The sequence below is a fragment of the Micromonospora sp. NPDC050784 genome, from assembly GCF_044456765.1.
In the GTDB taxonomy this organism is placed as follows: Bacteria; Actinomycetota; Actinomycetes; order Mycobacteriales; family Micromonosporaceae; genus Micromonospora; species Micromonospora foliorum.
Genome location: NZ_JBITGG010000009.1, coordinates 225,307 through 245,809 on the forward strand (window position 1 = coordinate 225,307; position 20,503 = coordinate 245,809).

At 70.4% G+C, this 20,503-nt stretch carries 18 protein-coding genes; 10 read left to right on the forward strand and 8 right to left on the reverse strand.

Annotation, left to right across the window (positions count from 1 at the left end; translation table 11 throughout):
• Position 1 precedes the first annotated feature (1 nt).
• The 3 genes from ACIBD9_RS15220 to ACIBD9_RS15230 form a co-directional block, all read right to left on the reverse strand.
• Positions 2-886 carry a peptidase inhibitor family I36 protein gene (locus tag ACIBD9_RS15220; RefSeq protein ID WP_396717950.1) on the reverse strand — a complete coding sequence of 295 codons (885 nt, stop codon included), beginning with the start codon at positions 884-886 and terminating at the stop codon, positions 2-4.
• A 34-nt stretch (positions 887-920) separates the two neighbouring features.
• Entirely contained in the window at positions 921-1,784 is an 864-nt protein-coding gene (locus ACIBD9_RS15225; protein WP_396717952.1) for a peptidoglycan-binding protein, read from the reverse strand.
• A gap of 209 nt (positions 1,785-1,993) precedes the next feature.
• A complete protein-coding gene (locus tag ACIBD9_RS15230) occupies positions 1,994-3,016 on the reverse strand; it encodes an NBR1-Ig-like domain-containing protein (protein ID WP_396717955.1) in 1,023 nt (340 codons plus the stop codon).
• Positions 3,017-3,153: 137 nt separating this feature from the next.
• On the opposite strand from ACIBD9_RS15230, the gene ACIBD9_RS15235 reads away from it, so the two are divergent.
• Positions 3,154-3,570 carry a hypothetical protein gene (locus ACIBD9_RS15235; protein WP_396717958.1) on the forward strand — a complete coding sequence of 139 codons (417 nt, stop codon included), beginning with the start codon at positions 3,154-3,156 and terminating at the stop codon, positions 3,568-3,570.
• 72 nt (positions 3,571-3,642) lie between these two features.
• Here the strand turns inward: ACIBD9_RS15235 and ACIBD9_RS15240 are convergent, their stop codons facing one another.
• Positions 3,643-5,676, reverse strand: coding sequence for a hypothetical protein (locus tag ACIBD9_RS15240; protein WP_396717961.1), 2,034 nt, complete (start codon positions 5,674-5,676; stop codon positions 3,643-3,645).
• A gap of 67 nt (positions 5,677-5,743) precedes the next feature.
• The gene (locus ACIBD9_RS15245; protein ID WP_396717963.1) at positions 5,744-6,985 is read right to left on the reverse strand and encodes an MFS transporter; all 1,242 of its coding nucleotides are present in this window, start codon (positions 6,983-6,985) and stop codon (positions 5,744-5,746) included.
• A gap of 45 nt (positions 6,986-7,030) precedes the next feature.
• Between ACIBD9_RS15245 and ACIBD9_RS15250 the strand changes: the two genes are divergently transcribed.
• Entirely contained in the window at positions 7,031-7,576 is a 546-nt protein-coding gene (locus ACIBD9_RS15250; protein ID WP_396717966.1) for a CGNR zinc finger domain-containing protein, read from the forward strand.
• Positions 7,577-7,664: 88 nt separating this feature from the next.
• On the opposite strand, the gene ACIBD9_RS15255 is transcribed toward ACIBD9_RS15250, so the two are convergent.
• The 3 genes from ACIBD9_RS15255 to ACIBD9_RS15265 form a co-directional block, all read right to left on the reverse strand.
• Positions 7,665-7,811, reverse strand: a complete 147-nt coding sequence (locus ACIBD9_RS15255) for a hypothetical protein (protein WP_238660781.1) — start codon at positions 7,809-7,811, stop codon at positions 7,665-7,667.
• Between the two features lie 131 nt (positions 7,812-7,942).
• Positions 7,943-8,584 carry a GNAT family N-acetyltransferase gene (locus ACIBD9_RS15260; RefSeq protein WP_396717969.1) on the reverse strand — a complete coding sequence of 214 codons (642 nt, stop codon included), beginning with the start codon at positions 8,582-8,584 and terminating at the stop codon, positions 7,943-7,945.
• Positions 8,585-8,839: 255 nt separating this feature from the next.
• Positions 8,840-10,054: a cellulose-binding domain-containing protein gene (locus ACIBD9_RS15265; protein ID WP_396717971.1), complete on the reverse strand. Its 1,215-nt coding sequence runs from the start codon at positions 10,052-10,054 to the stop codon at positions 8,840-8,842.
• 386 nt (positions 10,055-10,440) lie between these two features.
• On the opposite strand from ACIBD9_RS15265, the gene ACIBD9_RS15270 reads away from it, so the two are divergent.
• The 8 genes from ACIBD9_RS15270 to ACIBD9_RS15305 all read left to right on the forward strand — a co-directional run bounded on the left by ACIBD9_RS15270 (position 10,441) and on the right by ACIBD9_RS15305 (position 20,487).
• On the forward strand, positions 10,441-11,040 hold the full coding sequence (locus ACIBD9_RS15270) for a hypothetical protein (protein ID WP_396717973.1): 600 nt from the start codon (positions 10,441-10,443) through the stop codon (positions 11,038-11,040).
• Positions 11,041-11,150: 110 nt separating this feature from the next.
• On the forward strand, positions 11,151-11,537 hold the full coding sequence (locus ACIBD9_RS15275; protein WP_396717975.1) for a YciI family protein: 387 nt from the start codon (positions 11,151-11,153) through the stop codon (positions 11,535-11,537).
• Positions 11,537-12,751 (forward strand): RNA polymerase sigma factor, encoded by a 1,215-nt coding sequence (locus tag ACIBD9_RS15280; protein WP_396717978.1) that lies wholly within the window; start codon positions 11,537-11,539, stop codon positions 12,749-12,751. Before ACIBD9_RS15275 ends, ACIBD9_RS15280 begins: the two co-directional genes overlap by 1 nt.
• Positions 12,752-12,869: 118 nt before the next feature.
• Complete coding sequence (locus ACIBD9_RS15285) at positions 12,870-13,451, forward strand: TetR/AcrR family transcriptional regulator (RefSeq protein ID WP_396717981.1); 582 nt, start codon at positions 12,870-12,872, stop codon at positions 13,449-13,451.
• A gap of 169 nt (positions 13,452-13,620) precedes the next feature.
• Positions 13,621-14,382 (forward strand): SDR family NAD(P)-dependent oxidoreductase, encoded by a 762-nt coding sequence (locus ACIBD9_RS15290; protein WP_396717983.1) that lies wholly within the window; start codon positions 13,621-13,623, stop codon positions 14,380-14,382.
• A 172-nt stretch (positions 14,383-14,554) separates the two neighbouring features.
• On the forward strand, positions 14,555-14,908 hold the full coding sequence (locus tag ACIBD9_RS15295) for a VOC family protein (RefSeq protein WP_396717986.1): 354 nt from the start codon (positions 14,555-14,557) through the stop codon (positions 14,906-14,908).
• 181 nt (positions 14,909-15,089) lie between these two features.
• Entirely contained in the window at positions 15,090-18,275 is a 3,186-nt protein-coding gene (locus tag ACIBD9_RS15300; protein ID WP_396717988.1) for a glycosyl hydrolase family 95 catalytic domain-containing protein, read from the forward strand.
• A gap of 82 nt (positions 18,276-18,357) precedes the next feature.
• Positions 18,358-20,487 carry a ThuA domain-containing protein gene (locus tag ACIBD9_RS15305; RefSeq protein WP_396717991.1) on the forward strand — a complete coding sequence of 710 codons (2,130 nt, stop codon included), beginning with the start codon at positions 18,358-18,360 and terminating at the stop codon, positions 20,485-20,487.
• The last annotated feature ends 16 nt before the right edge of the window (positions 20,488-20,503 follow it).

Genomic DNA, 20,503 nt, shown 5'->3' on the forward strand with positions numbered 1-20,503 from the left:
CCTACCTCTCGTTGTAGCCCTGGGAGTTCCAGAACGCGGTCGGGTCGGCGTTGTCCAGGGTGGAGTCGCCGACGCTGACGGCCGCGTGGGTCTGCCGGCCCGCCCGGACCTCGACGTGGGTGTGCGCGCCCGAGCTGGAGGACACCCCGTGCCACGACTCGTCGGCGATGATCTCGCCCTTGCTGATGGCGTCGCCCACGCTCACCCCGGACTTCGGCGCGGTGTGCAGGTAGATCACCGACTTGTTGAGCGAGGAGTTGTAGACGGAGATCGTGGACAGGCCGCCGCTGCCGGTGCTGCCCCGCGCGACGTAGATGACCGTTCCGGAGACCAGGGCGCGCACGTCCGAGCCGACGCTGCGGGCGATGTCGATGCCCTCGTGCCGGCCGGGCGTGGTGGTGTAACCGTCGAAGCCGCACGTGACCGTGCCGCCGCTGGCCTGGTACAGGGCGTACGACAGGTTCGTGCGCGTCGACGGCGAGAACTGGTGCGAGGCGTTGTTGTTCTTCAGCGTGGCGTTGAGGTTGCCCTTCGCGCCGGCCGCGAAGTCCTGGTAAGAACCGGCGTAGCCGCTGTTGAAGTAGACGCGTACGGTCTTGGTGCTGCGGTTCCAGACCGAGGCGGCCTCGTTCTTGATGCACAGGCCCTTGCCAGCGCCAGCGCCCTTGAAGTCGTAGCACGAGGGCTGCTCGGTGCCGTAGTCGTCGAGCGAACCGGTGAAGTCCGAGATCGATCCCGCGTTGTCGCTGTTGTAGTAGTAGCAGAACTCGCCGCTGTCGCAGACCCCATCTCGGGCCGCCGCCGACGCGGGCGATGCGACGCTGAGGATCGAGGTGGTCGCGGCCAGCGCGACGCCGGCCGCGGCGAGGCTCTTACGGATGTTCATGGTGTCCTTTCAGAAACGGTGAAGGGGTGCGGGGTCACTGCCCGCGCTGGTACTGCTCCCAGGTCCTGATCGGAACCTGGGGGCCGTCGTCCGGTCCCTGGTTGGCCAGGCCGTTCATGCCGAGGAAGTAGTCGCCGACCTGGTGCTGCGCCTGGCTGGACAGGTCCGTGTCGCTGATCGCCGTGGCGTGGATGTGCCACGGCCAGTCACCCTGGTTCGGGTTGCGGACCCAGGCCGCGAACCCGACCTGACGCAGGGCCCGGGCGACGGCGGTGCGCCTGGCCGCGGTCATGCCGGTGACCGCGATGTCCACCACACCGCCGCCGTCGTGCGTACCGGCCGAGGTGGGGTCGCCCCCGGGGTTGTAGGAGCCCTGGTCGAGCACCAGGGGGTAGCCGAGCAGACGCTGCGCCTCGGCCAACATGGCCTGCGTACGGGCGTTGACGACGTACCCGTCACGCTGGACCTTCGCGCCCGGGCCGATCGGGTTGCCGACGGTGTAACGGTTCTGTCCGAGCTTCGTCAGTGACGTGGTGCCGGGCAGCCCGTTCGCGGCCAGCCCGGTGTAGCCGAGCGAGCGCTGGTACGCGGCGTACGCCGAGACGGTCACGGTGCCGAAGTAGCCATCGACCCACTGCGCGTTCAGCAGACCCTGCGCCTGCAACGCCTGCTCGACGGCGAGCACCGAGCTCTTCGCGCCCGGGGTCAGGGTGTTGTCGGCCCGACGGGGGTCGATCTGGGCGGCCAGGACGGTGGCCTCCATGTCCACGACCGGCCGCGCGGCCGTGGTGACGGTTCGCTGCGCTGTGGCGCCGGATGTCGCGGCCCACGCGTGGGCCGGGAGGCCGACGGCCACGCAGAGCGCGGCGAGCCCGACGGATAACCAGGGACGACGCAAGGTCGATCCTCCTCGCAGTTGGTGGGTCGTTCGGGGAACGGACATCACCTTGCGAGAATCGGCCTGCTGTTCGGTACCCCCATTGTCCTGTCAGATCCGTCAGACCGTCACCGACCTCGATGGATGCGGTGTTGTCAGCTTTGGTGGAACCCGGGGCTGACATCGGTGGTTCGCGCTCTGACACCGGTCAGGGCGACCGGTGAGCGCGCTCAGGCGGTGACGGTGACCATGAAGTACACCGGCCGGCGGGTGGGGAAGTACTCCTGCCCGTTCTCGTCGACCATCTTCCAGCTGACCCAGCACTTTCCGGGGCGGCTCGGCGCGGTGACCTCGACACTGATCATCACCTGCTCGTCGGGCGGTGTGTCACCGATCGCCACCCGGTCCGGAACCTGGCAACCGTCGGCGTCGGCGGTGGGGTTGGTCCGCTGGAGGAAACGGTTGTGCCAGGCGACCTTTCCCACGTTCTTGAGTGCCCACACCTTGACGAACTGGGAGTTCACCCGCACCCGGGTGCCGTCGGGGATGGTGACGTCGGAGATGAACTTGCTGGAGTCGCCGGGGATCAGCGAGTCCGAGAACGCCGACGGCGACGGCGACGGTGTGGACGAGGCCGCCGTCAAGCCGGAGTCGTGCCGCGACGACCGGCCGCGAACGACGACGCCCAGGACGGCGACCATCGCCACCACCAGGACCACCGCGGCGGCGGCGAGCCACGGCAGGCGGTGGCGCCGTGCACCGGCGACCTCCTCGTCGGTCGGCGAATAGTCCGTGCCGCGCAGCGCGTTCTGCTCCTCCGGAGACGCCGCGGGGACGACGGACACGACGGGACCGTCCGTCTCCGGGGCGTCGGTCTCGGTGTCGGGCTTCTTCCCGCCCGTGGTGATCGGGGTTTCGGCGCCGGTCGGGGAGTCGGTACTGACCGGCGCGGCGTCGCCGTCATCGGCGCCACGGGCAGACGCGGGGCGCTGCGCGTCCTCCCAGCGACGCCGCCACTGGACCTCGTCCGCCTCGCAGGCTCGGACGAACTCCCGCACGGTCTCCCAGGAGGGGAACCTCGTCCCGGCGGCCGCCTCGTGCAGGGTGGTGTGCGAGATCCGGCCCGACCGCCCCGCCATCTTGCGGAACGACGGGTCCCCCGCGGCGGTCCGCAGGGTCCGTAGCTGTTCGGCGAACCTCTCGGCGGCCCGTCTGTCCTGAATCGACTCGGCGGCGGCACGCTGGTCCTTCATCACTCCCCCATGTCAGACGACGTCGTCAGGCGTTGTCAGAGCGTGTCAGAGGGTACCGAACGGGCCAAGGCCGTCATCAATGTGGTGCTTCGACGACACCGGGCTCGACGGTCCCGGTGCATTGAAGGAGGCCACTGATGAAAAGCCTTTCCCGCCGTGGCGTACGCATCCTCGCGGCCGCCGGTCTGGCTGTGCCCGCGACGCTGGCGTTCGCCGGACCCGCGCACGCCGAGACCAACCCGCGCTGCGCCGGCTCGGTGCAGATCGGCGCGACCGCCTACGTCACCGTCGGCGGTCAGACCGCCGCATCGGTCAAGCAGTACAAGGGCTGCGGCAAGAACTACGCCTACACGTACGTGTGGCAGCAGTACCGGGCCAGCCACGGCTCGTACCAGGTCTGCACCTCCATCGTGACCGGAAGCACGCTGAGTGACCTGCAGTGTTCCAGCGGCCCGGAGGTCTGGTCCCTGGGCGCCAACACGCTGTCGGTGTGCACCCGGGCCCTCGGCGGCATCTCGGACGTGGCGCAGAAGGAGACCGAAGTGCGCTGCTGACCCGGCGAACTCGACGTTTTCTCCGCGGGGCGCTGGCACGGGCCAGCGCCCCGCTTCGTCCCGAGGCCCGCGTCACGGGCAGGGTGTCCGCGCGCAGACGTCGACGACCTTGCCGGTGAGCAGGAAGACCGCCTTCTGTTTCTGGGCCCCGGCCTGGGCGCGGGGGAACTCGTGCGGATCGTCGCCGAACTCCGGCCCGGCCGGGGCGAGGTTGGTCGGCGGTGGCGCGTAGGCCGCGCCGCTGTTCCAGATCACGATCGCCGAGCCGGTGTACGGGTAGCGGCGGATCGGTGTGATGCCCCAGTACGGCCGCACGTCCAGTGACCAGCCGTCGGCGAGCGCGGGGGTGTGCAGGCGCGCGCCGATGGTGCGCGCCTGCACCTCCGCCGCGGCGGGCGAGACCTGCTGGTCGCCGAAGGCCACGTGCATCAGCACCTGGTGCGCCGGGGTGCGCGGTAGTGGGCGGTCGGTCATGTGTTGGGCGTACCCGTTGGCCTCGGACCGGTCCCACAACATCTGCAGCAGCGCGAGGACCAACTGTTGGTCGACCTTGTCCGGGTAGTGGCCGTCCAGCACGGCCTGGAACGGTGCGAAGTCCACGCTGCGTTGCAGCAGCGTGGAGTAGTTCATCGCCGGTACGCCGAGCACCGACCGGGTCCAGTCCTGGGCGATGGCGGTGAGCGCGCCTCCGTTGATGCCGCCCTGGCTGTTGCCGTCGTAGTGCAGGCCGCCACCGCGATTGATCAGCGTCCGGGCGGTGGAGTCCCGGAACGCCGGGTGGGCGGCAAACCCGTCCGGGTGGATCATCGCGCGGCCCAGGAAGAGGAAGTTCAGGAAGCTCTGCTGCAACCGGTCCGCCACCGCGGGAAAGGCACTGAGGTCGGTGAAGGCGCCGGCCACGTACGGGACGTCGGCGGCGGCCATGCCGATCCAGCTGGTCGCACAGAAGGTGAAGTTGTGGGTGTTCGACATCGTCTTGACGTTGCCGGCGTTGATCTCGGTCGGTCTGCCGAGCAGCCCGTGGCCGTAGAGCGAGAGGTGCGCCGGCCTCGCGGCCGAGGCACTGCGTGGGATGTTGCAGACGAAGTCCGCAGCCACCGTCGCGCCGGACGGCGTGGGCAGGGCGTTCGGCGTGGGCGGCGTCCCGGTGCCGCCGACCGGCCCGTAGTGCAGCCGGGAGCCGGGCCCGCCGTCGCCGGTCAAATAGGACGGTACGCCGATGGTGCCGGTCACCTGCCGGGCGATCAGCGGATCCTGCTCCGGCGGGTAGTCGGTCACCTGGGTGACGGTGACCGGCGGCGCGGCCCGGCCGAGGTCGGCGAACGCGTCGTCCCGGAGCGCCAGCATCCGCCCGGTCAGCCCGTGCCGGCTGGCCACGGTGAAGTCCCAGGCCAGGTAGAGGCTGTGCCGCTGGACGCCGATCCGGGTCAGCTCGCTGAGGATCCGCCTCAGCTGTGGCGCCCGAGCGTCCCGCTGCTTGCGGCCGGCACCGGTCACGTACGCCGTGAACGCCTTCGGCGCCGGGATCGACGCCCCGTTGCCGTCGCGCAGGCCGCGCAACCCGACGACGTAGCGGGCGCCCTCGCTCAGCGCCACCGCCGGCCGGATTATCAGCAACTGCCGGTCGGGCTGGCCGGCGGCGTGCGCGTCCAACTCGGCCCAGTACGGCGTGCGCTCACCGGTCCGGGTGTTGAGCAGCACGATCGGCGCATCCGGCGCCAGCGAGCGGCCGATGTCGGTGACCGGCGCGATCCCGCTCGCCACGGCGTCCAGGCCGGGTACCCGCACCAGGATCGGCGAGCCCGGACTGAACCCGTCCTGCCGGTTCCACTCCGTCGGGTCGATCGGGTTTCCCTGCACGTTGGCGGGCATCGCGGCGGCGGCGAACCGCACCCGCTTGCCGGTGGGGCTGCTCCGGTCCGGCACGGTGAAGTAGTCGTTCGGGAACGGCAGCAGGCAGGCGGTCGGGTCGATCGGGTCGCAGGACGGGTGCCCGGCCGGCGCGGGAGTCGTCGGCGGTGCGGCAGGGGCCGCCGTGCCGAGCAGGACGGCGCCTGCGGTCACCAGCACGGACACGGCGAGACGGAGCCCTCGGGAGGTGGTCACACGCATCTCCTTCGACGCGGGACGGCGGATCGATGGATGGTGTTCTTCCTACGCTTGTGAAAGAAGCTCAGCAAGCGCCGATGTGTCCGCCCACACCCGCTCGTGGGTGGCGCCGCAGCAGCACGCCGCCCGCCATGCCCGCGACAATCGGGAAGGCGGCCACCACCAGTAGTTGAGCACTCGCCGGCAGGTCGGTGGCGAGTCCCAGGAGGCCGACGCCGATCGCCGAGGCGGCCACCTTCAGTCCGGCGCCGATGGTGAAGACCTGCGTACGGATCGCCTCGGCGGCCAGGTGACTCCGGGCCAGGAACAGCGCCGCCGCGAACGGTCCGGTGAAGAGCCCGGACAGCGCGAACAGTGCGGCGGCCAGCGGCAGGGAGTACACCGCGGCGGCCAACGCGAGGGGTACGCCGACCGCGACCATGGCCCAGACCGCCACGCCGGGCGCACGGGACGCCGGCAACGGACGCCATGCCCAGAGCAGTGATCCCACGAACGCGCCACCGGCGGTCGCGCTGAGGAGCAACCCGGCACGGCTGGGTTGGTGCGCAGCCGCAGCGAGGGTGGTGGCGACGACAGCCATGCCGCCGAGGCCCAGTTGGCCGACGCTGGTGGCGAGTGTGATCGTTCGCAGGGCCGGGTTCCGCACGATCGCGCGGGCACCCTGGAACAGGGGGCCCGCGCGGGTCTGCTCCGCCGCGGAGGCGGGCAGGCGCAGGGATGCGACGCCGAGGGCGCCGAATCCGCCGGCGACCGCGAGCGCGAGGGTGGCGGTGCTCGGGCTGGCGGACGCCGCCACCAGCCCCACCGTCGCCGGCCCGACCACGCCGGCGACGTTGTAGGACAACGAGTCCAGCGCGAAGGCACGAGCCTCGTGCCCGGGGCCGGCCAGTGCGGCCAGTTGGCTGGTCAGCCCGCCGGTCAGTGCAGGCCCGCAGCACCCCGCTATCGCGAGGACGAGGTAGGTCTGCCACAGCGGCGCGTGACCGAGCAGGGCGACCGGGGCTGCGAGGGCGCCGGCGAAGACCGCGATCGCGGCGGCGAGCACGACTGTTGGCCGTCGCGACCGGTCGACCAGCCCGCCGACCAGGGGTGCGGCCACGACGTGTGGGAGGAGCAGGGTCGCGACCAATGTCCCGCCGACCGCGGCGCTGCCCGTCCGGTCCAGGGCGAAGATCACTAGCGCGACGCGGGCGCCTTCGTCAGCGGTACGGGCCAGCAGTGCCGCGACCAGGTAGTGGGGCAGGCGAGCGCCGTCAGGGCCGGTGCCGGGGCCCAGTTCCGTCACCTGTTCGACCGGTGATGACATCGCTTCACTCTTGCACCGCGTCGCGTCACCGGTCAATATGGTGACGTGAAGTTCGAGTTCATCGCCGATCGGCCGGTACTGGACTTCCTTCCCACCCTCGCCGAGCGCGGCCACGCTGACGTCGAGCAGCTGACCGCGCCGACAGATTTCGCGGACTGGGCCGTCCAGGCCGGCATCGTCGAGCGCGCGCCTGATCTGGACGATGCCGGCCTACGGCACGTCAAGGCGCTCCGAGAGGCGATGTTCCGCCTGGTCCAAGCCCTGATCGACGGCACCGAGGCGGCCACGGCAGACCGCGAGCTGGTCAACGGGGCCGCGGCGGGGCCGCTACCTACGCTGCGCCTCGACGTCGACGGGGTGCACCGCAACGGCCATCTGGACGCCGTCCTGACGGTCCTCGCCCGCGACTGCCTGGAGTTGCACGCCAGCGACGACCGTCTGGCCCTCCGCTGGTGCGCCGACGAGCACTGCACCCGAGCGTTCGTCGACCGGTCGCGAGGCGCACGGCGGCGCTGGTGCGGCATGCGCGGCTGTGGAGATCGCGCCAAGGCCGCCGCGTACCGCCAGCGGCGGCGAACAGCGATCCCGTGAGGTCAACAGACTCGCGGCCGGTCACCGGCAGCCAGAGCACGCTCTGACTGCCGACCACCGGCCGCGACGCCGACGATTCACGGGAAGGTCAGCCAGTGATCACCGGCCAGGCGTAGGCGAGCAGGGCGCAGGCGGCACCCAGAAGCGCGAGCGAGACACCCCTCGTGGGCAGCGGCAGGGCAGCGAGCACGATCAGGATGACGGCGACAACGTAGAGAAATGCCTGGACCGACATGGTGCTCTCCTCGATCAGGGGTAACGAGCGGCTGACTTCAACCGCCGGGATGCCCTCGGGCGTGATCTCGGAAACCTCCTGCCGATCACGGTTCGGCCCACAGTGGTCGTGCGGCTCGCCCGGTACGGTGCCTACGTCTGAAGGAGAAGCGCTTCGGCGCCCACCGGTCGAAAGCCCGCCGCCTGGAAGGCGCGCACACTCCGCGCGTTGCCGGCGGCCTGCTGGGCCCAGACCGGCTGGCCGTCCGCCACCAGATGTCGGGCGGCCGTCGCCAGCGCCCGCCCCAGGCCCCGGTGGCGACGCTCGTCGTCGACCTCGATCGCCGCCTCCCAACGGCCGGCGACCCCTCGGCCAAGAACGACCACCCCACCCTCGGCGGCCCAGACGCGGATGTCGTCGCGGCGCCGACGCGCCCTGACCTCACGGGGATGATCGGCGTCGGCAAGCTCGCTCAGCTGCACCGGGGGTGGCCCGGCAAGGCTGCTCGCGACTGTCAGCAGGTCGATCGTGTCCATGGAGCGCCGGGTGCGGTCGAGCAACGCACCCAGGAAACGCGGATTCATCGTGGCCGCCAGGGAGTCGCAGTCGAGGGTGGCCAGCGTACGACGCACCCACTGGGGGTCCTCGTCGGTGAACACCACCGAGTGCCCGGTGAAGGCGATGACTCCGGCGTCCCGGCGACTGGGCTGCGGTACCACCGTGGTCCCGCCGTCCGGTGGCGGGAAGTGCCCGTGCGCCGCCGCGTCCAGGATCTCGGCCAACGTGCGGTCCATGGTCGCCCTCTCCTCGGTCCTGGACCGCGCGGCCGTCGAGAACGGACGTGGCGATGCGCTTCGCGTCCACGCCACCACGCGGACCAAACAGTGTCCCGACATCCTCCCGTGTGAGGTGAGCAGCCGTGGGCCCGCCGTGTCGTGAAGGAGGCCACTGACGAGCAAGGGTGTGACCCGGCATCCGGGTCACACCCTTGCCACATTCACTGATCTGGCCGGGCACCGCTGACGGTCCCCGTCCGCGACCTCGAAGGGTCAGCAGCCGATCCGGCTGGACCCGACCGCGACGTCGTCGTACCAGAGGGTGTCGGCTCCCCCGCCGTAGCTCTCCCAACCCAGCTTCAGGTCGGTGAGCTGCGGCCGCCAGGTGCGGTTGTACCACTGGCCGTCGATGTCGTGCGTCGGTGCGCCGTCCGCGGTCAGCCCGGGGATGGCGGTCCCGTCCACCCAGGTACGCAGCTGACCGGCCGCGCCGTCCACCATGAACTCCACGCAGGTCCACCGGTTGGTGGGCAGTGGCAGGCTCTGCGCCACCCCGGCCGGGCTCTGCTCGGGCAGGGTCGCGTCGTCGGAGGCGCGGTTCCACTGCAACGCGCCGTTCTGGCCACCCAACCGCAGGTCCTTGTTGCCGTCTGCGGCGTCGGTCATCGCCATCATCGTGGTGTGCTCGGTGGGCTGGGCGGTGGTGTGCCGGACCCAGACCCGCCCGTATCGAACGTTACCCACGCTGCTGAGGTTCTTCGTGGACCTGATGAAGACGTGGTTGCAGTACCCGGCGGCGCCGTTGATGCGGACCGACCGGCTGCCGCTGTGCGTGGTCGCCGTGTCGATGGTGGCGGTCCCAGCGCCGGAACAGTCCGGGCTCACCACGGCCCAGTCACCGGACGGCGTCGAACCGGTCTGGCCCTCGAAGCCGTCGCAGAGCACCGCGCCGGCACACCCGGTCGGCGGCTCGGTGGTCGGCGGCGGGGTGGTCGGCGGAGGCGTCGTGGGCGGTGGGGTGGTGGGCGGAGGCGTCGTCGGCGGCGGGGTGGTCGGCGGCGGAGTGGCGCCGTTGCACGGTACGCCGTTCAGGCTGAACCCGGTCGGCGCGCCGCCACTGGAGCCGTACGTGCCCTGCAACCCGAACTCGGTGGAGCCGCCGGCCGGAATGCCGCCGTTGTACGACGCGTTGCGGGCGGTCACCGTCGAGCCGGACTGGCTGACCGTTGCGTTCCAGCCGCTGGTGACCCGCTCGTCCCCGGCGTACGTCCAGGTGACGGTCCAACTGGAGACGGCCGCGTCCCCTGGGGAAACCTTGACGGTGGCGGTGAACCCGCCGGGCCACTGGTTGGGCGTGTAGTCGACCCGGCAGCCCTGGGCGGCTGCGGCCGGGCCGGTGAGCACTGCCGCTCCGGTGGTGGTCGCGGCGGCGGCCAGCGCGGCGGCGACCACCAGGGTCGCGGCGGGGCGGGCACGGAAGATTGTCATGAAGGGTCCTTCTGCGTCGAGCTGAGCGGAGGCGGCACGGCGGCGCGTCCTGGACGGACGCGGCGCGACAACGTGCCCTGGATGCGGCGCGGCGGTGCGCCACAGCGACCGGTCGTGCGTACGACCGAAGTGCCCGGCTCGGGGTGGACCTGTCAGTCGCCGACGGCCCGGTCGCCCGGACCCCGGCGGCGCCCACACACAATCTATTGACGATCGACTATTGAATCAATAGTCACCGGGCGGGCGTGCTCTCCGGCGATCGAGGCCCGGTGTCCCAGCCGCGAGGGAGTGACCCCCCTCGCCGAGGGGATCACTCCTGCGCCCACCTCGCCGACTCTGGAGGCATCGCAGGGCCGCGGTGCCGCGGCCGGATGAGGAGGACGACCATGCGCAGAACACTCGGGTGGGGCATGGCCGCAGCGGCCATGCTGGTTGCAGCGGCGACGCCGGCCGGGGCGGCAGAGCACCGACCGGCGCGGGTGACCGGATCGGCGGAGTTCGCCCTACCGTTTGGACAGGACGATGACGTGCAGTCGTTCACCTTCGACGCCCGGTCGGCGCCGTACAGCCGCCCGCTCCCGATTCCGAGGGGAGAGAACGGCACGCCGGCGGACGCGACGGGGACAGTGCGCGTCTCACACTGGCTGTCCGCAGCCGACATCACCGTGCGGTGGGAAGCGTCGGTGGACTGCATGATCACCAGCCCGGGTCACGCCACCCTGACCGGCATCGTCACCCGCGCCGACGAGGGGGCAAGTGGCTTCGTCGGCAAACGGGTCGGTTTCAGTGTGCAGGACGGCGGACGCCACGGCGACCGGGTCGGCTTCACCTGGTCAGCCAGCATGGACCAGGACGAGACGGGTCACTGGGGTCCAGCCCGGATCGGTACGTGCCTCGCGCCGGCCCCGTTCGCCACGGTGACACGCGGCAACTTCACCGTGCGGCACGCCGAACTGACGGCGCTGCCGGAGGAGCAGCGCCCCTGACTCCCCGGTGACAGGGAAAGAATGTTCCGGGCCCGTGTCGATCCGCGGGCCGCCCGTTCGACGTGGGGATGCTAGGGCCGGGAGACGGCCCCGTCGGATGAGGAGACGCGATGTCGAAGTACATGTTGATCATGCGGGGCACCGATGAGACGAACGCGGCCATGATGGCCAACCTCGACGAGATGATGGCCACGACCCGCCAGTTCATCGAGGACATGATGAAGGCCGACGTTCTCGTCGCGGCCGAAGGGCTGGACGACCCGCGCCAGGGCGTCGTGGTCGACTTCGGTGGCGAGGCACCGGTGGTCACGGACGGTCCGTACGGCGAGACCAGGGAGTTGTTCGGGGGCTACTTCCTGCTCGATGTCGCCACCAAACAGGAGGCGGTCGAGTGGGCCAAGCGGGTCCCGGCGGTTCGCGGGTCCAAGATCGAGGTCCGGCGGGTGGCCGAGGCCGACGAGGTCCCGCAGGGCAGCGAGAGCAACGGCCACGTCTGATGGGTACGCCCGACGTCGAGGCCGTCTGGCGGATCGAGTCGGCGCGGATCGTGGCCGCGCTGACCCGGTTCACCGGTGACTTCGGGCTGGCCGAGGACGCCGCCCAGGAGGCGGTGGCCGAGGCGCTGGTGTCCTGGCCGCGTGCCTCACCGGCCAATCCGGCCGGGTGGCTGATGGCCACGGCCCGGCGGCGGGCGATCGACGCGATCCGCCGCCGGGCCGCCCTGCAGGACCGATACGCCCTGCTGGCGGCCGATCCGGCGCTCGACCAGGAGATCGACCCCGACCGGATCGACGACGATGTGCTGGCGCTGATGTTCATCAGTTGTCACCCGGTGCTCTCCCGCGAGACACGGGTGGCGCTGACCCTGCGGGTGGTCGGCGGCCTGTCCAGCGAGGAGATCGCCCGCGCGTTCCTGGTGCCCGTTCCGACCGTGCAGGCCCGCATCACCCGGGGCAAGAAGACGATCGCGGCGGCCCGGGTGCCGTTCGAGCTGCCGCCGGCCGGCGAGCGCCGGGAGCGACTGGGCGGTGTGCTCAGCGTCCTCTACGTGATCTTCACCGAGGGGTCCACGGCCACGTCCGGCGACCGGTTGTTGCGCCCCGACGTTGCGTACGAGGCGATCCGGCTGGCCGGCACCCTGGCCGCGCTCCAGCCGGACGAGTCAGAGGTGCACGGCCTGCTCGCCCTGTGCGAGCTGACGGCCGCACGCTTCCCGGCCCGGACCGACCCGAACGGCACCCCGATCCTCCTCGCCGACCAGGACCGCCGGTTGTGGGACTTCGCGGCGATCCACCGTGGGGTGGCGGCACTGACCAGGGCATCGCAGCGCGGCCTCGGCCCCTACGGTCTACAGGCCGCGATCGCGGCCGCGCACGCGTCCGCACCCTCGGTCGAGGAAACCGACTGGGCCCGGATCGTCATGCTCTACGAGGCGCTCGGTCGGGTGGCGCCCTCGCCGGTGGTCGAGCTCAACCGGGCCGCCGCCATCGCCATGGCCTCTGGTCCGACGCCAGCCCTGGCCATCGTGGACGAGCTGATCGCCTCGAACCGGCTCCCCGGTTCGCACCTCGTGCCGACCGTACGCGGTGAGCTGCTGACCCGCCTCGGCCGACTTCCGGAGGCGCGCGCCGAACTGGAGCTGGCGGCCCGGCTCTGCGCCAATCAGAGCGAACGCTCGGTGCTGCTGCGCAAGGCGGCGGCGCTGAGTTGACTCCCTGGAGCACGGCCAGCCAGCCCGGGTGGTCAACTGCGGGCCGAGCGGTGCGGCCTGCGACGGGACACCTCGACCTTTATTGACCGATCGATCTAGATACGGCTAGAGTCGGGTCGTGGCAAGGACCAAGGAGTTCGATCCGGACACGGCACTGCGGGCGGCCCTCGACCTGTTCTGGGAGCGGGGGTACGAGGCGACCTCGATGGCCGACCTGGTCGAGCATCTGGGCGTCGCGCGCGCGAGCATCTACGCGACATTCGGCAACAAGCGCGATCTCTATCTCAAGGCGCTCGACCGGTACGGCGATCTGGTCGACCCCACCCTGCTACGTCATCTGTCGCAGCCGGGTCCGGCGCTGCCGGCCGTCCGAGCCCTCGTCGAGCGATACGCGTGCGAGGCCGGCGACGACAGCGGGCGCCGCGGCTGCTTCATCGTCAACACAGCCGTGGAGGTTGCGCCACATGATCGACAGGCGGCGCGCCGCGTGGCGGCGAGCTGGGATTACCTGGAGACCGCGATGACCTCTGCGTTGATCCGGGCGCAGGCCCAGGGTGAACTCGCGCCAGGCAAGGACCCCCGTGCGCTGGCCCGGCTCCTGCTCGTGCTGATGCAGGGCATTCGGGTGGTGGGCAAGGTGTCGGCCGAGCCGCGACGACTGCGGGACGCCGCCACGCAGGCACTGACTCTGCTCGACTGACGGCGGGCCGGCGAAGCTGTCGACGTCCCTCCTCGACCTTGCGGTGCCAGCCTTTACGCCCAAACCAGAACGGTCGATCCCGAATCGTAGAGGGTGAGTGGTGGTGGCGCTCCCCCGGAGGCGAACCGCACCAACACAGCCGATCCGACACCCAGAAGGAGTCACCACCGTGACCGCAAGATTCGCCGGAAAGGTCGCCCTCGTCACCGGGGGCGGCGGAGGAATCGGCCAGGCCGTCGCACGAGCGTTCGCTCGCGAGGGTGCGGCCGTCGTCGTGGCGGGTCGCACGCTCGGCTCGCTTGACGGAACCGTCAAGCTCATCGAGGACGAGGGTGGTCGGGCTTCGGCCGTCACCGCCGACATCACGCAATCGGCCGACCTGGCCCGGCTGGTGGCCGAGACCACCAGTCGGTACGGCGGGCTCGACATCGCGGTCAACAGCGCCGGCATCCTGGCCGCGGTTGGCCCGCTGGGCGATGTCGACGAGGAGCAGTGGCATCGCCTCGTCGCGGTGAACCTCACCGGCACGCTGCTGTCCATGAAGCACGAAATCGCCCACATGCGGGCCCACGGTGGCGGCGTTATCGTCAACATCGCCTCGAACCTCGGTGCTCACGCACGACGCCCGGGCCTCGGCGCGTACATCGCGACAAAGGCCGCGGTGAGTGCGCTGACCCGCAACGCCGCGCTGGACCACATCCGCGAGGGGATCCGGATCAACAGCATCAGCCCCGGCCCGATGGACACCGGGATGTCGCTCCGCCCCGGGGAAAGCCCAGCCGACCGCGCCGACCGGATGGCGGCACAGCTGCCGATCGGCCGCGTCGGCACCCTCGACGAGATCGCCGCGGCGGTGCTGTACCTGGCCTCGCCCGACGCCGGCTTCGCCGTCGGGACAGACCTGGTGTTCGACGGGGGCGCCACAGCGTAGGCCCCACCCACCACCTCCGGCGCGGTCAATCCATGGCGTGCGCGGGCGGTGCGCGCGACCGACCTGCCACGGCACGCTCGACGAGTGGTCACTGGATGCGCTCGGCTGGCTGGGCGGTTTCCCGTGCCCCCGGATAATCAGGAGGTCCGAATCGCCTGAGCTGGAGGTCCGCATGCGCGTCATCCGCATCCTGCCCAACCTTCCGGTCGCTGACGTCAGCGCCGCGAAGGGTTTCTACACCGACTTCCTCGGTTTGAGCACCGAGGCGTTCAGCCTGGGTTGGGTGGCCCGCTACACCTCGGCCGACCCCGACGTGGCCGTCCAGCTCGTCTCCGGAGACGCGACCGCGCCCGAGGACTCGATCATCAGCGCGCAGGTGGACGACGTGGACGAGGCTTATGCCGAGGCACAACGGCTGGGCTACGAGATCGTGCACCCGTTGACCACCGAGCCGTGGGGGGTGCGACGGTTCTTCGTCCGCGCCCCGGACGGCAACGTCATCAACGTGGCGGCGCACCGCTCCTGAGGCGATCCGGATGATCCCGAGGGATTGACCCTCACAGACGTCCGATGTTAACTGCACATCAACGATGTGGATCGATGTTCATCCGATCGCCGTCAACCCGGCACGGTGGCACCGCTCCGCGTCGTTCTCGACATCGCCCTCGTTTCGGCGGACGTGGGCACACCGGGGCACCTTCCCCGGGGTGCGAGACCTGCATCCGCACGACGATCCAGAGGAGATCGTGTCGATGAAGATGACGCCGCCGCTACGAATCGCGCTCGCTGTCCTGCTCGCCGGTGGCGTCGTCGCCATCGGACCGGCCGGGCCGGCGACCGCGGCACCCACCGACGCCGCGTTCGGGACCAGCACCGGGACGTTGAACGTCAACCGGGCCGCCTACCTGTCGAAGCACGACATCGTCTACAACCGCCCGAACACCAACCCGCTGCACGGGCTCACCGTCGGCAACGGCCGCACCGGCGCCATGGTGTGGAACAACAACGGTCTGACCGCCCAGGTCTCCGGTGTCGACCTTTCGCAGCAGTCGACCTACGCCGCCGGGCTGGTGAACCTGTACAGCAACCCGCAGCTCGACACCGGCTACACCACCTTCCAGCAACGCCTCTCGCTGTACGACGGGACGCTGACCACGAAGTACGACAACAACCGCACCGTCACCGTGCTGGGCGCGCCCAACTCCGAGGTGATGGGCATCCACGTCGAGGACACCCGGCCCGGGGTGAGCAGCGTCGGGCTCGACCTGAGCCTGTGGGACATGAACACCGTCCAGAACATCGCGGACGTCCCCGACCTCAACACCTGGCGTACCGTCTCGACCTTCGCCGACGCCAGCGGCGTCGGATTGAGCCGGGGGCAGACCGACGCGAACAACTTCGGGTACACCCTCGCGGCCACCGTCGAGGGGGCGTCGTACTCCTCCCAGGTGGTCAACGGCACCCGGGTCCGGCTGACGATCACCCCCACGTCGAGCTACACCGTGTGGTTCACCGCGGCCAGTCGGATCAACTCGCCGGGCCTGAACTCGGTGACCCAGGCGAAGAACCAGCTGGCGGCGGCCAAGAGCGCCGGCTACGCGACCACGCTGAACAACTACCGCAACTGGTGGCACGACTTCTGGGTAAAGTCGTTCGTCCAGTACTCCAACGCGGGCGGCGACGCCGACTATCTGGAGAACGTCTACTACCTGGCGACCTACATGATCGCAGCGGGTGGCTACGGCAACTACCCGCTGCACTTCATCAACGGGGTCTTCCGGGCGACCCAGGACAACTCGAAGTGGAGTAACGGGTACTGGTACTGGAATCAACGGGACGTTTACAACTCGTTCCTGGCCAGCAACCACGTCGACCTGATGGCCGGGTTCAACCGGCTTTACAGCCGCAACCTCTCCGCGTTGAAGTCGTACACCACCACCCGCTACGGCAGCGACGGGCTCTGGGTGCCCGAGACGATGGGCTGGGACGGCAACGCCCGGGGCACGATCAACAGCGACTACGTCAACGACACCTACTCGACCGGCACCGAGGCCGCCTACAACATGTACCTGCAGTACCGGTACAGCAACGACGAGACGTACCTGCGCAACACGGCCTACCCGTACATGCGGGAGGCGGTGAAGTTCTACGAGGACATGCTGGACTACGACAGCGCGACCGGCCGCTGGTACATGGCCAACTCGAACGCCCACGAGACGTACTGGGACGTCCGCAACGCCATCACCGACCTCGCGGCGGTGCGGCTGCTGTTCCCGCTCACGATCCAGGTGAGCCAGCAGCTCGGCCTCGACGCCGGGCTGCGGGCCAACTGGCAGAGCATCGTCACCAACCTGGCCCCGTACCAGGTGCAGAACGGGGCGTACCTGCCGCACGACCCACCGATCTCGCAGACCCGCAACAACGAGAACGTGGCGCTGGAGTTGGTCTGGCCCTACGACCAGACCGGCATCGGCTACCCCGACCAGCAGACCGCGATCACCACCTGGAACGTACGGCCCCACCCGTACGGCAACGTCTGGTCCAACGACCACGTGCACGCCGCCCGCCTCGGCCTCGGCGACCAGGCGTTCCAGGGCATGCGGACGATGCTGCAGAAGTACCAGAACTACCCGAACGGGATGACCAACAACACCAACGGCGTCTTCGAGTACCTCGGCGTCCACCTGACGGCGATGAACGAGTCGTTGCTCCAGTCGTACAACGACAAGATCCGGGTCTTCCCGGCCGCGCCGACCGACTCCACCTTCGTCGGGAAGTTCACGCTGCTCGCCAAGGACGGCTTCCTGGTCAGCTCGGAACGGGAGGCCGGCGAGACCAAGTACGTGGGGCTGCGCAGCCAGTACGGCAAGACGGCCCGGGTGGTGAACCCGTGGGGCGGCCAGGAGATCCGCGTGCGTCGTACCTCGGACAACGCCGTGCTGACCACCACCTCGGCCGCCGAGGTCAACTTCGCCACCGCGGCGAACACGGTGTACGTGGTGGAGCGCACCGCCAAGCCGCTGTCGGCGTACGCGACCACGACGTTGATCGGCACCGCCAACCAGGGCGAGAAGAGCCTGTCCGGCACCGCCTCGACCCTGGGCCTCGGCGGTGCCGGCGGTGGTGGGCTGGTCAACGACACGATGCTGACCTACGACGCCAACTGGCACCACACCACCGCCCGGGGGTACGGCGACTACAACGACGACACCCACCACAGCACCACCGTCGGCTCGGCGGCCAGCTACACCTTCACCGGCACCGGGGTGGAGTACCTGTCCGAGCGGTTCAGCGACATGGGCAACGTCGACGTCTACCTGGACAACGTGTTCCAGGCCAACGTCAACCTGAACGTCGCCGGCGCCCGCCAGGCCCAGCAGGTCGTGTTCCGTAAGACCGGGCTGGCCAACGGCTCCCACACGATCCGCATCGTCAACAAGACCACCTCGGTGGGCATGGTCGACGCGTTGCGGATCCTCACCGGCGGCACACCGACGACCGGGGCGGTCGCGCTGCGGGCCCAGGCGAACGGCCGGTACGTCAGCGCCACCAGCGCGGGCGCGGGCAACCTCGTCGCCTCCGCCACCAGCGTCGGCAGCTCGGAGCAGTTCGACCAGATCGACCTCGGCGGCGGCACGATCGCCCTGCGGGCCCGGGTCAACAACCAGATCGTCTGCGCCGAGAACGCCGGCGCCAACCCGCTGATCGCCAACCGGCCGTCCGCCGGGTCGTGGGAGTCCTTCGCCCTGGTCCGCAACGCGGACGACTCGGTCAGTCTGCGGGCGACGGTGAACAACAGGTACGTGGTCGCGGAGAACGGCGGGGCCGAGGCGCTGATCGCGAACCGGGACTCGGTCGGCCCCTGGGAGAAGTTCGACCTGATCGCCCTTTGACGCCGCAGCCGGCGGGCCCGTGCTGGCCCGCCGGCCGGCCCTGCCGTCCCCGTCCGCCCACCCCTCCCACAAGGAGCTATCCATGCGCAGACGCGCCATCAGCACACTCGCCGCTGCCGTCGTCACCGGACTCACCCTCGCCGCCGGCGCGGCGACGGTGGCCCCGACCCCGGCCGAGGCCGCACCGGTGGGCAAGGTCCTGGTCTTCTCCAAGACCGCCGGCTTCCGGCACTCGTCCATCCCGAACGGCATCGCCGCGATCCAACAACTCGGCGCGGCGAACGGCTTCACCGTCACCGCCACCGAGGACGCGGCCACCTTCACCACGGCCAACCTCGCCCAGTACCAGGCGGTGGTCTTCCTCAGCACCACCGGCGACGTGCTCAACGCCGGCCAGCAGGGCGCGTTCGAGGCGTATGTGGCCGCCGGGGGCGGCTTCGTCGGGGTGCACGCCGCCGCCGACACCGAGTACGACTGGCAGTGGTACGGCGGGTTGGTCGGCGCGTACTTCGCCTCGCACCCGGCCACGCAGCAGGCGACTGTGCGGGTCGAGGACCGGGCCAACGCCTCGACCGCGCACCTGCCGTCGACCTGGACCCGCACCGACGAGTGGTACAACTACCGGGCCAACCCCCGCTCGGCGGTCAAGGTGCTGGCCAGCCTCGACGAGTCGTCGTACACCGGTGGGTCGATGAGTGGCGACCACCCGATCACCTGGTGCCACAGCTACGGCGGCGGGCGCTCCTGGTACACCGGCCTCGGCCACACCGAGCAGAGCTACACCGACCCGAACTTCACCCGGATGCTGCTCGGCGGCATCCAGGTGGCGGCCGGGGCGGTGCCGGCAGACTGCCGGCCGGAGCCGGGCTACACCCCGCTGTTCGACGGCACCCAGGCCAGCCTCGGGCAGTGGCGGCAGGCGGGGCCGGGCGGCTTCACCCTGGCCGACGGCACCCTCACCTCGAACGGCGGCATGGGGTTGCTCTGGTACCCGGTGCGCACCTTCGCCAACTACTCGCTGAAGGTCGACTGGATGATGCCGGGCGACGACAACGGCGGTGTCTTCATCGGGTTCCCCGATCCGCAGGGCGACCCGTGGGGTCCGGTCGCCGCCGGTCACGAGATCCAGATCGACGCCACCGATGGCGACCCGACGCGCACCACCGGCAGCGTCTACAGCTTCCAGGCACCCGACCAGGCCGCCCGAGCGGCGGCGCTCAACCCACCCGGTTCCTGGAACACCTACGAGATCGGCGTGCACGGCCAGCGGGTCGAGATCTGGCTCAACGGCGTCAAGATCAATGATTACGTCAGCAGCCGGGCCATCGCAAACGGCTACATCGGGTTGCAGAACGACGGCGCGGGGATGGACATCAACTACCGCAACGTGCGGATCAAGACCGACGGCCCGAGCGAGCCGCCCGCCACCGACCTGGCCCGGAACCGGCCGGTGACGGCGTCCAGCGTCGAGCCGGGCAGCGCGCACGCCGCGGCCAACGCCGTGGACGGCAACACGGCCACCCGGTGGGGCAGCGCGTACGCCGACCCGCAGTGGATCTCCGTCGACCTGGGTGCCACGTACGCGATCAGCCGGGTGCGGCTGGCCTGGGAGACGGCCCACGCGCGGGCGTACCAGGTCCAGGTGTCGCCGGACAACGTCACCTGGTCGCCGGTGCACACCACGACCACCGGCGACGGCGGCGTCGACGACCTCACGGTCACCGGCACCGGCCGTTACCTGCGGGTGTACGGCACCCAGCGCGCCACCCAGTGGGGCTACTCACTGTGGGACCTCAACGTCTACGGCACCGCCGCCGCCGGCACCCTGCTCTCCCGGGGCCGGCCGGTCACCGCGTCCAGCGTGGAGCCGGGCAGTACGCATGTGGCGGGCAACGCCGTGGACGGCAACGCGACCACCCGGTGGGGCAGCGCGTACGCCGACCCGCAGTGGATCTCGGTGGACCTCGGCGCGTCCCGCACCCTCGACCGGGTACGGCTGACCTGGGAGGCGGCGTACGCGCGGGCGTACCAGATCCAGGTCTCCCCGGACAACGTCACCTGGTCACCGGTGCACACCACGACCACCGGCGACGGCGGAGTGGACGACATCGCCATCTCGGCCACCGGCCGTTACCTGCGCGTCCAGGGCACCCAGCGGGCCCTGCCCGCGTACGGCTACTCGCTGTGGGAGTTGGAGGTGCACGGCAGCTGAGCCGGCCGCCGCGTCC

Coding starts and splice junctions, on each gene's coding strand:
- ACIBD9_RS15255 (WP_238660781.1), bottom strand. CDS start 7,811: ATGTCGGTCCAGGCATTTCTCTACGTTGTCGCCGTCATCCTGATCGTG.
- ACIBD9_RS15220 (WP_396717950.1), bottom strand. CDS start 886: ATGAACATCCGTAAGAGCCTCGCCGCGGCCGGCGTCGCGCTGGCCGCG.
- ACIBD9_RS15260 (WP_396717969.1), bottom strand. CDS start 8,584: ATGGACCGCACGTTGGCCGAGATCCTGGACGCGGCGGCGCACGGGCAC.
- ACIBD9_RS15235 (WP_396717958.1), top strand. CDS start 3,154: ATGAAAAGCCTTTCCCGCCGTGGCGTACGCATCCTCGCGGCCGCCGGT.
- ACIBD9_RS15245 (WP_396717963.1), bottom strand. CDS start 6,985: ATGTCATCACCGGTCGAACAGGTGACGGAACTGGGCCCCGGCACCGGC.
- ACIBD9_RS15230 (WP_396717955.1), bottom strand. CDS start 3,016: ATGAAGGACCAGCGTGCCGCCGCCGAGTCGATTCAGGACAGACGGGCC.
- ACIBD9_RS15305 (WP_396717991.1), top strand. CDS start 18,358: ATGCGCAGACGCGCCATCAGCACACTCGCCGCTGCCGTCGTCACCGGA.
- ACIBD9_RS15295 (WP_396717986.1), top strand. CDS start 14,555: ATGCGCGTCATCCGCATCCTGCCCAACCTTCCGGTCGCTGACGTCAGC.
- ACIBD9_RS15280 (WP_396717978.1), top strand. CDS start 11,537: ATGGGTACGCCCGACGTCGAGGCCGTCTGGCGGATCGAGTCGGCGCGG.
- ACIBD9_RS15275 (WP_396717975.1), top strand. CDS start 11,151: ATGTCGAAGTACATGTTGATCATGCGGGGCACCGATGAGACGAACGCG.
- ACIBD9_RS15270 (WP_396717973.1), top strand. CDS start 10,441: ATGCGCAGAACACTCGGGTGGGGCATGGCCGCAGCGGCCATGCTGGTT.
- ACIBD9_RS15265 (WP_396717971.1), bottom strand. CDS start 10,054: ATGACAATCTTCCGTGCCCGCCCCGCCGCGACCCTGGTGGTCGCCGCC.